Genomic DNA, 13,659 nt, shown 5'->3' on the forward strand with positions numbered 1-13,659 from the left:
CAGGCAGTGCGCAGCGCTGCCCGGCTCGGAGCCTCCGGGAGCACCGCGGGTGGATGGAAGCGCGCCACCCACCCTGCACCCGGCGCGTCCCGCTACAGGTACCAGCGGTATTCCCGGGCGCTGACTTCGTTGATGAAGTCGAGGTACTCCTGGCGCTTGTTCTCGCAATAGACCATGACGAATTCGCTGCCCAGGCCCTGGTTGACCACGGGGTGGTCGCGCATGGCGGCGACGGCGGTGAGCATGTCCTTGGGGAAGTCGATGCCGCTGGAGCGGTCTTCGTTGAGCGGGGCGATGGGGTCGCGGGCGGCGTCGAGGCCGTGCTCCATGCCGGTGAGGATAGCCGCCAGCACCAGGTAGGGGTTGGCGTCGGCGCCGGCCAGGCGGTGTTCGATGCGCAGGTTGCGGCCGTCGGACTCGGGAATGCGGATGCACGCATCGCGGTCTTCGAAGCCCCAGCTGGCGCGGCTGGCGGCGTTGACCATGGCGCCGTAGCGGCGGAAGGCGTTGTGGTTGGCGGCGAAGATCGGCATGCAGTGGGGCAGCAGGTCCAGGCAGCCGGCCACGGCGTGGCGCAGCGGGCGCTGGCCCTGGGCGTCCAGCAGGTTGTGGCCGTCGCGGTCGTAGAGGCTGACGTGCACGTGCATGCCGCTGCCCGGTGCCTGCAGGTAGGGCTTGCTCATGAAGCTGGCGCGCAGGCCGTGCTTGAGAGCGACGCCACGGGTGCTGCGGCAGAACAGGGCGGCCCAGTCGGCGGCCTTGAGGCCGTCGTCGCAGTGGCCGAAGTTGATTTCGAACTGGCCGGGGCCGAGTTCGGCGGTGATGACGTTGGCGGCCACGCCCTGTTCGTTGGCAGCGTCGACCATTTCGTGCAGCACGCTGGAGAAGCGCGAGAGGCGCTCGATGTGCATGTTCGGCTGGTCGTCCTCGTCTTCGCACAGCGGGTCGCGGGGGAAGCGCGGCAAGCCGGCGTCGAGCTTGCGGTCGAACAGGTAGAACTCCAGCTCGAAGGCCACCACCGGGCGGATGCCGCGCCGCTCCAGGCGCTGCAGCACGCGGGCGAGCACTTCACGGGGTTCGAATTCGATGGGCGCTTCGGTGCCGTCGGAGGTGATCAGCATCTGCCCCAGGGGCTCCTTCTCCCAACGCACCGGCACCAGGGTGCCCGGCACCAGGCGGCGCGGGGCGTCCGGGTCGCCATCGGCGAAGCAGTAGTCACCGATGGGGTACAGCCCGCCCTGGGTGCCGAGCAGCACGCAGTTCTGCGGGACCTTCAGCGGGCCGCCGGCGGCCACCTTCTCCAGCATGTCGATGGGGTAGCGCTTTCCGTAGAAGTGCCCGGGGATGTCCAGGCAGATGAGGTCGACGTAGCGGATGTCCGGGTGACGTTCGCGGAAGGCGCGGACTTCGCTGAGCAGATCGGGGTGTCTTGTTGTTGTCATCACTGCGGTCCTGCAAGGGAAAGGGGTGTTCGGGGGAGAAGCCGCCGGGTGTCAGGTGAACACCCAGAGCACCCGCGTCGGCCGTTCGGAGAGGTTGGCGTAGCGGAACTGCGCATGGGGCGGCAGCTGGAAGCTGTCGTTGGCGTAGAGGGTCACCGGCTCGGCGTCGTCGCCGTACCAGAGCGTCAGCTCGCCTTCGAGGACGAAGCCGCCCTGCTCGGAGCTGTCGTCCAGGTGCCCTTCGCCGCTGGTGGCGCCGGGCTCCAGGTGGCTTTCGAGCATGGAGAAGCCGCCGGACATGGTCGGCGAGGCCAGCACGTCGGTGATGCCGCCGGCGTAGTAGAGGGTGCGGCGCTCGTCGGGGCGGGTGACCCAGGGGATCTCGCGGGGCTTGCTGAGGCTGTAGAAGTAGGTGGTCGGCACCCCCAGCGCTTCGCTGATGGCGGTGAGATCGGCCACCGTGGGGCGCGAGAGGCCGCGCTCGACCTGGGAGAGGAAGCCCACCGAGCGGTCGATGCGGGTGGCCAGGTCGCCCAGGGTCACGTTCTTGTGCTTGCGCAGGTCGCGGATGAGGATCGCGAGGCCTTCGATTTCGTCTTGCTTGTCCATCTGGAATCTCCGTGGTGCCCGCCGGGTGCCGGCGGGCGGCCCTTCAGATCACGTCGCGCAGGCGGTAGTACGCCTTGCCGATGGCCTCCAGCGGCGGCGCCAGCAGCGCGCCACCGGGGAAGCCGGGGTTGTTCAGGCGCTGGTAGAGCCCCAGCAGGCGGCCGTCACCGAGAATGGCGTCGGCCACGGCACGGGCACCGGCCAGGGTCGGCAGCACGCCGTGCCCGGAAAAGCCCTGCAGCCAGTAGCGCTGGCCGCTGCGGCCGATGTCCGGGGTGCGTTTCATGCTGCAGTCCAGGTGCCCGCCCCAGCCGTACTCGATGCCCACGCCGCGCAGCTGCGGGAAGACCCGCTCCAGGTGCGGCCGGGTGGCGGCCGCTACGTCCCTGGGCAGGCCGCCCAGGTAGGTGCAGCCACCGCCGAAGAGCAGGCGGTTGTCAGGGGTGAGGCGGAAGTAGTCGGGGACGAACTGGTTGTCGATCACGCAGCTGTTGCGCGGCAGCAGGGAGCGCGCCAGCGCCGGGTCCAGCGGTTCGGTGGCGACCTGGTAGGAGCCCACCGGCAGCACGCGCCGGGCCAGGGCCGGGTCGAGGCGGTCGATGTAGGCGTTGCAGGCCAGCACCAGCACGTCGGCGCGCACTTCGCCTTCGGCGGTGCGCACGCTGTAGCCCTCGCCGCGGGTGCGGTATTCCAGGGCCTGGGTCTGTTCGAAGATGCGCCCGCCCGCCGCTTCCAGGGCATTGGCCAGGCCGTGGGCGAGCTTGAGCGGGTCGAGGTGGCCGGCCTCGGGGTCGTAGAGGGCGGCCTGGTAGCGCGGGCTGCCGATCCAATCGGGCAGTTCGTCGCGCTCGATGACGCGCAAGGCGTCGTAGCCCCACTTCGCCTCGGCCTCGCGCTGGGCCTCGTGCAGCTGGCCGACCCGGCGCGGCAGCACGGCGGCCCACAGGCTGCCGCTGCGGTAGTCCACCTCGAAGCCGTGGCGGGCGGGCAGCTCGCGGAGCTCTTCGGCGGCCCAGCGCATGCTGTCCCATAGTTGGCGGGCGCCATCGACGCCGAGCGCCTTCTCCAGCGGAGGCATGTCGCAGGACCAGCCCAGCAAGGCCTGCCCGCCGTTGCGCCCGGAGGCCGCCCAGGCCAGCCGGCTGGCCTCCAGCAACACCACGCGCTTGCCAGCCAGGGCCAGGCGCAGGGCGGTGTGCAGGCCGCTGAAGCCGCCGCCGACCACCACCACGTCGCAGTCCTGGCTCGCCTGTAGGCGCGGGCGCAGCGGGATGGGGCCGGGGAAGGCGGCGGCGTACCAGGTACCGACATGCTGGGCGGATTGCTTGAACATGGGGGCCTCGTGAAATTTTGTGGATTTAATTTCATGAAAATCTATCCAATAAATTTCACAAAGCCAACCCCGGAGCGAACCGACGAGAACCCTTTCACGCGGGGCCGGTCCCACTGGCTGCAACACCTTGAAGCGCGAGCGGAAGCCGATCACCCTGTACGCCCGGCGCCGCCGCCCATCACTGCCCTGGCCGAGGAGCCTCCATGCGTCCGTCACTGTCCCGCCTGTCCGTCCCGCTGCTGGCCGTCGCCCTGCTGGCCGGCTGCACCCACACCGCCAAGACACCGGAGCGCCCTGCCGAGGCGCAGGCGCCGGCCAACGTCATCCGCGAGACGCCGCCCAGCGAGCTGGAGGTGCTGCAGGTGCAGGCCCAGCGCGGCGACCCGGAGAGCCAGTTCAAGCTGGGCAGCCACTTCTTCGTGGCCAAGGACTACCGCCAGGCCCAGTACTGGTGGGCCCGCGCCGCCGACCAGGGCAACGCCGTGGCGGCGGTGAGCCTGGCCTTCCTCTACACCGGCCGCAACGACCCGGCCCTGGCCAACCAGCCGGAGATGCTGCGCTACCTGAACCAGTCCGCCGCCGCCGGCAACCCCATGGCCCAGCACGTGCTCGGCAGCCTGTACCTGCGGGGCGAAGGCGTGCCGCGCGACCCGGACCAGGCCCGCCGCCTGTACCAGTCGGCCTGCGCCCAGCACTACGAGGCCAGTTGCAAGGCGGTGCAGGCGCTGCCGGGCCACTGAGCATGCGCACGCCCCTGGCCTTCGCTTTGCTGGCGTGCTGCTTGTACGCCAGCGCAGAGGACCGCCCCAACGGCTGGCTGGTCCTCAGCAGCGCGGCGACCACCTTCGCCCCGGCCACCACCAGCAACCTGAGCCGCGAAGGCCAGACACCCCCGCGCTACGCACGGGCGCGGGACGATGCCGCCGCCTTCGTCGCCAGCGACGGCCACATCCGGGGCCCCGAGCTGGAACGGGCCCTGCGGGAGCTGCGCCAACAGCCGCTGCCCACCGGTACCGACGACCTGGCCCTGGCCCGCGCCATCCTCGCCTCCACACCCTGAGGCCCTTCAGCTGCCGATCCTGCCGGCGTCGCTCCGGGCCACGGGGGGCGTTCTCGGGCTACTCGTAGAACAGCGTGAGGGTGGCGGTGGTGATCACCGCGCCGGGGGCGATGTCCGGCTCGTGCTGGTGGTAGCGGGCGATGAGCGGGATGGCGCTGGGGCCACCCTGGGTACCGCTGGCCTGATGGAAGGCCTTGGTCCCGAGCACCAACGGCTCACCATCGCCAGCGCCCTTGAGCAGTTGCACGCCCACGCCCCTGGCCATGCCGGCGCCGGTGCTGTTCTGTAGCACCGAGTCCGCGACCTTCAGCCCGTCCACGCGGTAGTGGATGCGGATGTCCGGGTCGCAATCCAGGTGGATGTCAAACGGCCGCTCCCGGGCGGAACTGCCCACCCCCTCGAAGTGGTGGAGGTTGGCGGTGGGCAGGTGCACGGTGAGGGCCGGTTCGAGCAGCCGGCAACCCTTCTTGTTGAACACCAGGCGGGTCGGCGGGAAGGTCAGTTCGTTGGTCAGCAGGTTGTGGTAGTAGACCTGGATCGGCTTGATGGCGAAGGTGCCCGACTCGATGGGGCCGGTCTTGATCAGCTGGAACCACCACAGCTGGGCGGGTGCGTAGGTGGTGGCGGATATCTGCGTCTCGGTGCGCGGGTGGCCCATGAAGATGCCGCCGCTCATGGTGGCGGGCGGACGGCTACCGTTGTTGGCCCAGGCCACTTTGACACCGATGCCCGGCACGCCGCTTTCATACACATGTTCGAGGGCCGTCCGCTGCATGGTGGCGCTGTAGCCGTGGTCCATCCACAGGGTGCCGGGCCCCGTGCAGGTGGCGCTGGCGCTGCCGCCGCCCATCCAGCGGTTGGTGTCGTACAGCACGGTGCCGATCGGCGCGTCGCGGTGGACGGTCAGGGTGGTGGGCAGCGGCAGCTGGTTCTTGTGCCCCGACCCGCTGCAGCTGGCCCCCCAGGCCATGCCGGACGCGAGCAGGAGCGCCAGGGCGCTGGCCAGCCGGGTGAAAGGACGCGGGTTCATGAAGGTGACCGGGGGAAAAATGGGGGGCGAATTTTAATGACTCGCTCCGTCTCTCCCTGTCGGCCGGGCGTCCGGCGTGACCGCCGCGTCTGTAGGCAAGCGCCGTAGGACGATCGAGTGCCCTATTCGTAGAACATCGTGAGGGTGGCGGTGGTGATCACTTGGCCGGGGGTGACAGCGGTGTCGACCTGGTAATAGCGGGCGATCAGCGGAATCACGCTGAGGCCGGGCATCTCCCCGGTGTACAGGTGATAGGCCTTGGCACCCAGCACCAGCGGTGTGCCCCCGCCCGCGCCTTTGAGCAGTTGCACGCCTACGCCCTTGGCCATGCCGGCACCCTCACTGTTCTTCAGCACCGAATCGGTGATCTGGAGCCCGTCCACTCGGTAGGAGACATGAATATCGGCGTCGCATTCCAGGGGGATAGTGAACGGACGCTCCCCTGCCGAACTGCCGTAACCGTCGAAGTGATGCAGGTTGGCAGTGGGCAGCGTCACGCTGATGGCAGGGTTGAGCATTCGGCAACCCTGCTTGTTGAACACCAGTTGGCTCGCCGGGAAGGTGAGTTCATTGGTCAGCAGGTTGTGGTAGTAGACCTGGATCGGCGCGATCTGGAAGGTGCCCGAGGCGATGGGGCCGGTCTTGATCAACTGGACCCACCAAAGCTGGGCCGGCGCGTAGGTGGTGGCGGATATCTGCATTTCAGTGCGCGGGTACCTCATGTAGGAGCCCCCGCTCATGGTGGGCGGCGGACGGTTGGCGTTGTTCGCCCAGGCCACTCGGATACCGATGCCCGGAACACCCGACTCATAGACGTCCGGCAGTGAAGTGGCTGTCATGGCCGCTCTGTAGCCATGGTCCTGCCAGATGGTGCCCGGCCCGGAGCAGGAGGCAGAGGCCACGCCCGTGCCGATCCAGCCATGGGTGTCATAGAGCACCGAACCGATGGGCGCGTCGCGCTGCAGGGACAGCGTGGCAGGCAGCGGGAACTGGGTCTTGTGCCCCGAGCCCGTGCAACTGGCGCCCCAGGCAAGGCTGGACATCAGCAGGAGCGCCAGGGCACCTGCCAGCGTGCGGCATGCGGCGTGCTTCATGGGGGATGACCGACAGGGTAGGAAAAGGGGGTGGGAATTTTACCGATGCCATCAACATCGCCGTGTCGGCAACCCTTCACACCATCCTTGAATACCTGTAGGCAATCATCACTACATTCGTAGTCAATCAACCCACGAAATCGAATGGCCGGCCTGCCACGATTCGCCGGATATCCCCTCTCATCAAGCAATCAACGGCTTTTGGAGCCAGTGCCGTCCGATGCCCAGCCCCGGGACAAAGGCTATGGCGCGGACTCATTCCGGTCGCTCTCTAAGAATCCCCTCCTCCTCGTTCACGGTGCCTTCCATGAACACATCCCTGTGCCTTGCGTCCGGCAGTGTGCTTGCGCTGCTGGCAATGTCCGGCCTCGCCCTGGGAGCCAACTGCTCCGGGTCGGGGTTGAAGACCAGCTATCCACTCCCCGCCACCCTCACAATCCAGCGGGACGCACCGGTCGGTACCGTGCTGCATGACTCGGGGGGCTGGGTCGGCGGCGGCCAGGCATCGGCGCGCTGCTCGGGCTTCGGCACCTTCTGGCTCGATCTGGGCTTCACCGGCAACACCAAGGCCACCGGCCTGGAGCATGTCTACGAGACCGGCGTGCCAGGGGTCGGCATCAAGGTGGCCTGGAACAACAACCCCCAGTCCCGCCCGGCGGGCATGGACGGCGGGATCTACATGACCATCCCGCGCTCGACCACGCAGATTTCACGGGACACCTATGCGCCGGCCCAGCGCTGGTGGATCCAGTTGATCAAGACCGGGCCCATCGCCTCGGGCACCTACCAGATCGCGCCGATCCGCAACTACTACCACAACCTCCTGACCAACGAGCTGGTGTTCCCGGCGAGCCAGGTGATCTACCAGAAACGCGGGTGCCGGTTGCAGAACTCGTCCCTGGACGTACGCATGGCCAAGGCCCAGCTGCGGGACTTCACCGGGCCGGGCTCGACCGCGCGGCCGACGAATTTCCAGATTCCCCTGGAATGCGATCCGGACCTGCGCCTCTCCTACAGCCTGGACGCGCCGCTCAAGGCATCGCCTTCGGTGGTCCACAGCAGCGATACACGGGGCACGGCGCGGGGAGTGGGGGTGCAACTGCTCAGGGACAGCAACGGCGCCCCGGTGGTGTTCGGCGAGAAGGTCTTCTACACCGCCCTGGGGCCCGACCGGGGTGCGCTCCTCAACATCCCGCTCACGGCACGCTATTACCAGCTCGACACCGAGGTGGTGCCAGGCACGGTAGAGGCGCTGGTGCACCTGACGCTGTATTACGAGTGAGGCGAGCAGCGCCGTGAGCGCTGCCGAAAACAGGCCCAGGCCAAGCCAAGGCTCGGCAGCGGGTGCGTACGTCGTATCGGAGACCCGGCCGTCACTCGTAATACAGGGTGACCGTTGCAGTGGTCAGGATAAGGCCCGGTCTGATCTGCTCCTGGAACTGGTAGTAGCGGGCCTGGAGCTCGATTTTCATATCGCTGTTCGGTCTGTCGGCTGTGCCCAGAACATACTTTTGGCCAAGCAAGAGCGGCTGCACCCCATCTGATTGCAGCAGTTGCACGCCGATGCCACTCGCCAGCTTGAGCGAACCCGTGACGTTCTTGAGTACCGAGTCCGTCGCAGGCAACCCATCGATGCGGTAGGACACATTGACCCCTTCATCGCAGTCCAGATCGATGCTGAAGATTCGGGGGCGCGCCGTTGAGCCGATCCCCTTGAACTGGCCGATATTGGACTGCAGCAGCGTGACCGTCTGCGTTGCGCCGGTCGCCACACAGCCACGCTTCTGGAACACCACCTGCGACGAGAGAAAGTTGAGCTGGTTGGTCAGCTCATCGTCGTAGTAGATCCGCACCGGATTCATGCTGAGGACGCCCGAGTTGATCGGGCCGGTCTTGATCAGCTGGATCCACCAGCGTTGCGCGGGTGAATAGTGGTTTCGCGGGATTGGCGTTCGGCGCCGTGCAGAGCGCATCATCTCCCCGCCTTCCATGTGGGCGGGGGTGTCCAGGTTGCTGGACCAGGCAACCCGGATGCCGACACCCGGCAGGCCGGTGGCGTAGACGTCCGTCTTGCCAGGGACCGTGACCTCGCCGGGGCCGGAAACGAAGCCCGTCCCGATGTAGTGCTGGAAGAGTCCCATGCAGTCCACATAGGCATCGCCGGAGCCGATCCAGCCATGGGTGTCGTAGATGACGCCACCGATCGGCAGGTCGCGGGGCACATTGAGGGGGCTGGGGAACGTGAAGTTGGTACTCTGGCCGCGCTTCAGGCTGCAGCCCTGCGCATGGGGGCTCACCACCCCCATCACGGGGAACAGCGCGACCACCAAGAGATACATCAGAAGTCGAGACGGCGTGATCAACTGTGCTCTCCATACATCAAGCGGAGCAGGCATGCTAGGTATCCGTCACAGTGCGGAAAATCGGCCCTGGCCCCTCCAGCCGTAGGGCCCTATCAATACCTCACCGACCCGTTTCACCCCTTACATCAACCTGTGCGCCATTGGCCCAACCGGTAACCGATACCCACGATGCCCGAATACACCCAGCACGCCCTTGATGAAACTGACCGCCAGCTGATCGCCGCGCTGCAGATCAACGCCCGCGAAAGCGTCGCCACCCTCGCCCGCCGCCTCGGCATCGCCCGCACCACGGTGAACTCGCGCCTGGCGCGGCTGGAACGCAGCGGGGTGATCAGCGGCTACGGCGTGCGCCTGGGCCAGCGCGTGGCGGAAGGCGGCCTGCAGGCCTACGTGGGCATCACCGTGCGGCCACGCAGCGGCAAGGACGTGCTGCGCCGCCTGACTGGAATGGCCGAGGTGCAGTTGCTGTGCACGGTGAGTGGGGAGTTCGACTACGTGGCCTGGCTGCGCGCCGAATCACCAGAGCGGCTGGACCAGTTGCTGGACGAGATCGGCAATGTGGAAGGGGTGGAGCGCACCACCACCTCCATCATCCTCAGTTGCAAGATCGACCGCGGCCAGCCCCTGCCGGGGCCGGCCTGAGGGGTCAGCGGTAGAACAGGGTGATGGTGGCAAGCGACCCGACAAAACCTGGAGTAATGGTTGCACCGACCTGCTTGTACTGGGCCGTCAATGGAATCTGCAGGCTCGAAGGGCCTGATGCAGCACTGTTCCCCAAAGTAATCTCACTGCCCATGGGAAGTGGCCCTCCGGCACCGTGACGCAAAAGCAGTTGAATACCGACCCCATCTGCCAGTGACTTGCTCTCGGTATTTCCCATACCGGTATTGATCAATGTGGACCCGTCGACCCTGACTCCATCGATCCGATACGTAATCCTGACACTCGGCTCACAATCCAGCTTGATGTCGAAGTCCTTTGGTCGAGCCGTACTGCCTATCCCCCGAAAATCCTTTGGCCAGGATTTGTCTAAATTCACTGTCTGATCTCTCATTCGCAAGCTGCAGCCGCGGGTATTGAAAGCAAGTGCCCCCGGCAAGAACTGAAGAGCGTTAGTGATTTCGTTGCCATAGAACACCTGGATATTAGGAATCGAGAAATTGCCACTGGCCAAATTGCCCGTCTTGATCAGTTGAAACCGCCAGTGGCTGGCAGGGGTGTACCGCGTGGGTTTGAGCGTCGAATAGCTCAATGGCTCGGATTGCATGGGGTTAGTCATGAACTGGCCACCCTCAATATTGGGGGGTATCGGCGTTATTGCTCGCGACCAGGCCACCTTGATCCCCACTCCCGGCACGCCTGTTGGATAGACATTGGAAAAACCGGGCACGCTCGTACCGCTCATGAAGCCGTACTTCACGGACAACGGGCCGTGATGCAGAAACCCACCGCAACTCACATCGCCCGCTGGGCGCACGATCCATTGGGAGTCGTACAGCACGTATCCATTCGGCACATCACGAGGCACGGGCAACGTGGTGGGCAGCGGCGCCGTAGTAACAACAGTGGTGTACTTCAGCGTGCAAAAAGCATTTACCGCCCAGGCCTGCTGCATGGAGGCTGCCCACAGTAATCCAAAAAGGATCAGCGAACGACCACGCCAACTTCCCATAAAGCATCTCCCTGTGTCCCGGATACGAAGGCCCGCATGATGGCTGATCAGCTTGTCGGGACGCTCCGAGGTGACTCCCTTCTTCGTGAAAGCCGTAAACCTACGACTTAATGGAAATTTCCTAGGAACCCGATATCCACCTAGATCACCTCGTCACTTAGATAAAATCTCTCGTCGTTTTGAATGCACAACCAGCTTAATGACGACACAAATCGTCTTATGGACGAAATTCAGCCCCCCTAGAATGGCGCCAACGCTGCACAGACAGCCCCTCCAACATCCCTCGCAGGTCGCCATGCACAACAACAACCGCCACCCCGCCGACGGCAAGAACCCCATCACCATCTTCGGCCCGGACTTCCCCTTCGCCTTCGACGACTGGATCCGTCACCCCGCCGGCCTGGGCAGCATCCCGGCCGAGCACCACGGCGCCGAGGTGGCCATCGTCGGTGCCGGCATCGCCGGGTTGGTGGCGGCCTACGAGCTGATGAAGATGGGCTTGAAGCCGGTGGTCTATGAAGCCTCGAAGATGGGCGGGCGCCTGCGCTCGCAGGCCTTCGAGGGCACCGACGGGATCATCGCCGAGCTGGGCGGCATGCGCTTCCCGGCCTCGTCCACGGCCTTCTACCACTACGTGGACATGCTCGGCCTCAAGACCCAGCCCTTCCCCAACCCGCTCACCCCGGCCTCCGGCAGCACGGTGATCGACATCGAGGGCAAGACCTATTACGCGGAGAAGCTGGCGGACCTGCCGGCGCTGTTCCAGGAAGTGGCCGACGCCTGGGCCGATGCCCTGGAGGACGGCGCGCAGTTCGGCGAGATCCAGCAGGCCATCCGCGACCGCGACGTGAAGCGCCTGAAAGCGCTGTGGAACACCCTGGTCCCGCTCTGGGACGACCGCACCTTCTATGACTTCGTCGCCAGCTCCAAGGCCTTCGCCCAGCTCTCCTTCCACCACCGCGAGGTGTTCGGCCAGGTGGGCTTCGGCACCGGCGGCTGGGACTCGGACTTCCCCAACTCCATGCTGGAGATCTTCCGCGTGGTGATGACCGCCTGCGACGACAACCAGCACCTGATCGTCGGCGGCGTGCAGCAGGTGCCCATGGGCATCTGGCGCCATGCGCCGGAGCGCTGCGTGCACTGGCCGGCGGGCACCAGCCTGGCATCACTGCACAACGGCGCGGCGCGGCCGGGGGTCAAGCGCATCGTCCGTGCCGCCGACGGCCGCCTGGCGGTCACCGACACCTGGGGCGACACTCGCCACTACGCCGCCGTGCTCGCCACCTGCCAGACCTGGCTGCTGACCACCCAGATCGAGTGCGAGGAGTCGCTGTTCTCGCAGAAGCTGTGGATGGCCCTGGACCGCACCCGCTACATGCAGTCCTCGAAGACCTTCGTGATGGTCGATCGGCCGTTCTGGAAAGACAAGGACCCGCAGACCGGCCGCGACACCCTGAGCATGACCCTCACCGACCGCCTCACCCGTGGCACCTACCTGTTCGACAACGGCGACGACAAGCCGGGAGTGATCTGCCTGTCCTACTCCTGGATGAGCGACGCCCTGAAAATGCTGCCGCACCCGGTGGAGAAGCGCGTGAAGCTGGCCCTCGACGCGCTGAAGAAGATCTACCCGGACGTGGACATCGCCAGCCACATCATCGGTGACCCGATCACCGTGTCCTGGGAGGCCGACCCGCACTTCCTCGGCGCCTTCAAGGGCGCGCTGCCGGGCCACTACCGCTACAACCAGCGCATGTACGCCCACTTCATGCAGGACGACATGCCCGCCGAACAGCGCGGCATCTTCATCGCAGGCGACGATGTGTCCTGGACGCCGGCCTGGGTCGAGGGCGCGGTGCAGACCTCGCTCAACGCGGTGTGGGGCATCATGCGCCACTTCGGCGGCAGCACCCCGACGGACAACCCCGGCCCGGGCGACTGCTTCGCCGAACTCGGCCCCATCGCCCTGCCGGACTGACAGGAGAGCCCCATGCGCATCGCCCTCTACCAATGCCCGCCGCAGCCCCTGGACCCGGACGCCAACCTAGAACGCCTGCACCAACGGGCGGCCGAAGCGGCGCGGCATGGGGCGCGATTGCTGATCACGCCGGAGATGTTCCTCAGCGGCTACGACATCGGTCTGGAGGCGGTGCAGCGCCTGGCCCAAGCGGCCGACGGCGACTGGGCCGCGCGCATCGCCGGCATCGCCCGGGAGCACGGCATCGCCGTGCTCTACGGCTACCCGGAGCGGGATGACGCCGACGCGCTGTACAACGCGGTGCAACTGATCGATGCCCGGGGCGAGCGCCTCGGCCACTACCGCAAGACCCACCTGTTCGGCGAGCTGGACCGGGGCATGTTCAGCGCAGGCGAAGACCTGTCCCCGCTGGTGGAACTGGAGGGCTGGAAGCTGGGGCTGCTGGTCTGCTACGACGTGGAATTCCCCGAGAACGTGCGCCGCCTGGCCCTGGCCGGCGCAGACGCGGTGCTGGTGCCCACGGCGAACATGGTGCCCTTCGACTTCGTCTGCGAGGTGCTGGTGCGCGCCCGCGCCTACGAAAGCCAGTGCTACCTGGCCTACGCCAACTACTGTGGCGCCGAAGGCGAGATCCGCTATTGCGGCCTCTCCAGCGTCAGCGCCCCGGACGGCAGCCTGGCCGCCGTGTGCGGCCGCGAGGAAACCCTGGCCTTCGCCGACCTGCACCGGGACCTGCTGGACCGCTCCCGCCAGGCCCTGACCTACCTCAACGACCGCCGCGCCACCCTCTACGGTCCCCTGGTCTGAAGCGCGCCGGGAGTGATGGGCTTCGCACAGCTCAGCCCACCCTACGGCGACTCCCCGGCATTCCCCGCCTCCTGCTGCGATGGCCACGGCGCAGGGTGGATGGCGCTTTTTTCCATCCACCAATCGCGGCTGGGCCCGTGCGCCTCAACCCCGTGGTGACCCGCTCGTAGCCTGGGCTTCAGCCCAGGGAAGCGGTGGATCGATGAAGCGCGATCCCCCCTACGCCACGGTCACGTCCGCAGGATGCGGCGAGCCCCGCGAAGCGCGACAG

Annotated in this window: 13 protein-coding genes; 6 read left to right on the forward strand and 7 right to left on the reverse strand. The window is 66.6% G+C overall.

What is annotated here, in order from left to right:
• Nucleotides 1–92 precede the first annotated feature (92 nt).
• From FBY21_RS17550 to FBY21_RS17560, 3 genes are read right to left on the reverse strand one after another with little or no spacing between them, the layout of a single operon-like run.
• Nucleotides 93–1,442, reverse strand: coding sequence for a glutamine synthetase family protein (locus FBY21_RS17550; protein WP_174244733.1), 1,350 nt, complete (start codon nt 1,440–1,442; stop codon nt 93–95).
• 51 nt (nt 1,443–1,493) lie between these two features.
• Complete coding sequence (locus tag FBY21_RS17555; RefSeq protein ID WP_044412049.1) at nt 1,494–2,051, reverse strand: helix-turn-helix domain-containing protein; 558 nt, start codon at nt 2,049–2,051, stop codon at nt 1,494–1,496.
• A 43-nt stretch (nt 2,052–2,094) separates the two neighbouring features.
• On the reverse strand, nt 2,095–3,384 hold the full coding sequence (locus FBY21_RS17560) for an NAD(P)/FAD-dependent oxidoreductase (RefSeq protein WP_142012593.1): 1,290 nt from the start codon (nt 3,382–3,384) through the stop codon (nt 2,095–2,097).
• A 203-nt stretch (nt 3,385–3,587) separates the two neighbouring features.
• Here FBY21_RS17560 and FBY21_RS17565 point away from each other — a divergent pair, with 203 nt between their 5' ends.
• Both FBY21_RS17565 and FBY21_RS17570 read left to right on the forward strand, forming a co-directional pair.
• Nucleotides 3,588–4,124 carry a tetratricopeptide repeat protein gene (locus FBY21_RS17565; protein WP_074967403.1) on the forward strand — a complete coding sequence of 179 codons (537 nt, stop codon included), beginning with the start codon at nt 3,588–3,590 and terminating at the stop codon, nt 4,122–4,124.
• A gap of 2 nt (nt 4,125–4,126) precedes the next feature.
• A complete protein-coding gene (locus FBY21_RS17570) occupies nt 4,127–4,444 on the forward strand; it encodes a DUF2388 domain-containing protein (RefSeq protein ID WP_107331140.1) in 318 nt (105 codons plus the stop codon).
• Between the two features lie 58 nt (nt 4,445–4,502).
• On the opposite strand, the gene FBY21_RS17575 is transcribed toward FBY21_RS17570, so the two are convergent.
• On the reverse strand, nt 4,503–5,474 hold the full coding sequence (locus FBY21_RS17575) for a fimbrial protein (RefSeq protein WP_142012595.1): 972 nt from the start codon (nt 5,472–5,474) through the stop codon (nt 4,503–4,505).
• Between the two features lie 122 nt (nt 5,475–5,596).
• The gene (locus FBY21_RS17580) at nt 5,597–6,568 is read right to left on the reverse strand and encodes a fimbrial protein (RefSeq protein WP_142012597.1); all 972 of its coding nucleotides are present in this window, start codon (nt 6,566–6,568) and stop codon (nt 5,597–5,599) included.
• A gap of 307 nt (nt 6,569–6,875) precedes the next feature.
• On the opposite strand from FBY21_RS17580, the gene FBY21_RS17585 reads away from it, so the two are divergent.
• Nucleotides 6,876–7,850, forward strand: coding sequence for a fimbrial protein (locus tag FBY21_RS17585; protein ID WP_160158611.1), 975 nt, complete (start codon nt 6,876–6,878; stop codon nt 7,848–7,850).
• 91 nt (nt 7,851–7,941) lie between these two features.
• Here FBY21_RS17585 and FBY21_RS17590 read toward each other — a convergent pair whose 3' ends face one another.
• Nucleotides 7,942–8,931, reverse strand: a complete 990-nt coding sequence (locus FBY21_RS17590; protein WP_160158612.1) for a fimbrial protein — start codon at nt 8,929–8,931, stop codon at nt 7,942–7,944.
• Nucleotides 8,932–9,099: 168 nt separating this feature from the next.
• Here FBY21_RS17590 and FBY21_RS17595 point away from each other — a divergent pair, with 168 nt between their 5' ends.
• The gene (locus FBY21_RS17595; RefSeq protein ID WP_044412011.1) at nt 9,100–9,573 is read left to right on the forward strand and encodes an Lrp/AsnC family transcriptional regulator; all 474 of its coding nucleotides are present in this window, start codon (nt 9,100–9,102) and stop codon (nt 9,571–9,573) included.
• Between the two features lie 4 nt (nt 9,574–9,577).
• Here the strand turns inward: FBY21_RS17595 and FBY21_RS17600 are convergent, their stop codons facing one another.
• Nucleotides 9,578–10,603 (reverse strand): fimbrial protein, encoded by a 1,026-nt coding sequence (locus FBY21_RS17600; RefSeq protein WP_142012604.1) that lies wholly within the window; start codon nt 10,601–10,603, stop codon nt 9,578–9,580.
• A gap of 295 nt (nt 10,604–10,898) precedes the next feature.
• Here FBY21_RS17600 and FBY21_RS17605 point away from each other — a divergent pair, with 295 nt between their 5' ends.
• Both FBY21_RS17605 and FBY21_RS17610 read left to right on the forward strand, forming a co-directional pair.
• Nucleotides 10,899–12,581, forward strand: a complete 1,683-nt coding sequence (locus FBY21_RS17605) for a flavin monoamine oxidase family protein (RefSeq protein ID WP_142012607.1) — start codon at nt 10,899–10,901, stop codon at nt 12,579–12,581.
• A 12-nt stretch (nt 12,582–12,593) separates the two neighbouring features.
• The gene (locus FBY21_RS17610) at nt 12,594–13,388 is read left to right on the forward strand and encodes a carbon-nitrogen hydrolase family protein (RefSeq protein ID WP_142012609.1); all 795 of its coding nucleotides are present in this window, start codon (nt 12,594–12,596) and stop codon (nt 13,386–13,388) included.
• Nucleotides 13,389–13,659 lie beyond the last annotated feature (271 nt).

Origin of the sequence: Pseudomonas sp. SLBN-26 (genome assembly GCF_006715895.1) — a bacterium.
In the GTDB taxonomy this organism is placed as follows: domain Bacteria; phylum Pseudomonadota; class Gammaproteobacteria; order Pseudomonadales; family Pseudomonadaceae; genus Metapseudomonas; species Metapseudomonas otitidis.

Coding starts and splice junctions, on each gene's coding strand:
- FBY21_RS17550 (WP_174244733.1), bottom strand. CDS start 1,442: ATGACAACAACAAGACACCCCGATCTGCTCAGCGAAGTCCGCGCCTTC.
- FBY21_RS17555 (WP_044412049.1), bottom strand. CDS start 2,051: ATGGACAAGCAAGACGAAATCGAAGGCCTCGCGATCCTCATCCGCGAC.
- FBY21_RS17560 (WP_142012593.1), bottom strand. CDS start 3,384: ATGTTCAAGCAATCCGCCCAGCATGTCGGTACCTGGTACGCCGCCGCC.
- FBY21_RS17565 (WP_074967403.1), top strand. CDS start 3,588: ATGCGTCCGTCACTGTCCCGCCTGTCCGTCCCGCTGCTGGCCGTCGCC.
- FBY21_RS17570 (WP_107331140.1), top strand. CDS start 4,127: ATGCGCACGCCCCTGGCCTTCGCTTTGCTGGCGTGCTGCTTGTACGCC.
- FBY21_RS17575 (WP_142012595.1), bottom strand. CDS start 5,474: ATGAACCCGCGTCCTTTCACCCGGCTGGCCAGCGCCCTGGCGCTCCTG.
- FBY21_RS17580 (WP_142012597.1), bottom strand. CDS start 6,568: ATGAAGCACGCCGCATGCCGCACGCTGGCAGGTGCCCTGGCGCTCCTG.
- FBY21_RS17585 (WP_160158611.1), top strand. CDS start 6,876: ATGAACACATCCCTGTGCCTTGCGTCCGGCAGTGTGCTTGCGCTGCTG.
- FBY21_RS17595 (WP_044412011.1), top strand. CDS start 9,100: ATGCCCGAATACACCCAGCACGCCCTTGATGAAACTGACCGCCAGCTG.
- FBY21_RS17600 (WP_142012604.1), bottom strand. CDS start 10,603: ATGGGAAGTTGGCGTGGTCGTTCGCTGATCCTTTTTGGATTACTGTGG.
- FBY21_RS17605 (WP_142012607.1), top strand. CDS start 10,899: ATGCACAACAACAACCGCCACCCCGCCGACGGCAAGAACCCCATCACC.
- FBY21_RS17610 (WP_142012609.1), top strand. CDS start 12,594: ATGCGCATCGCCCTCTACCAATGCCCGCCGCAGCCCCTGGACCCGGAC.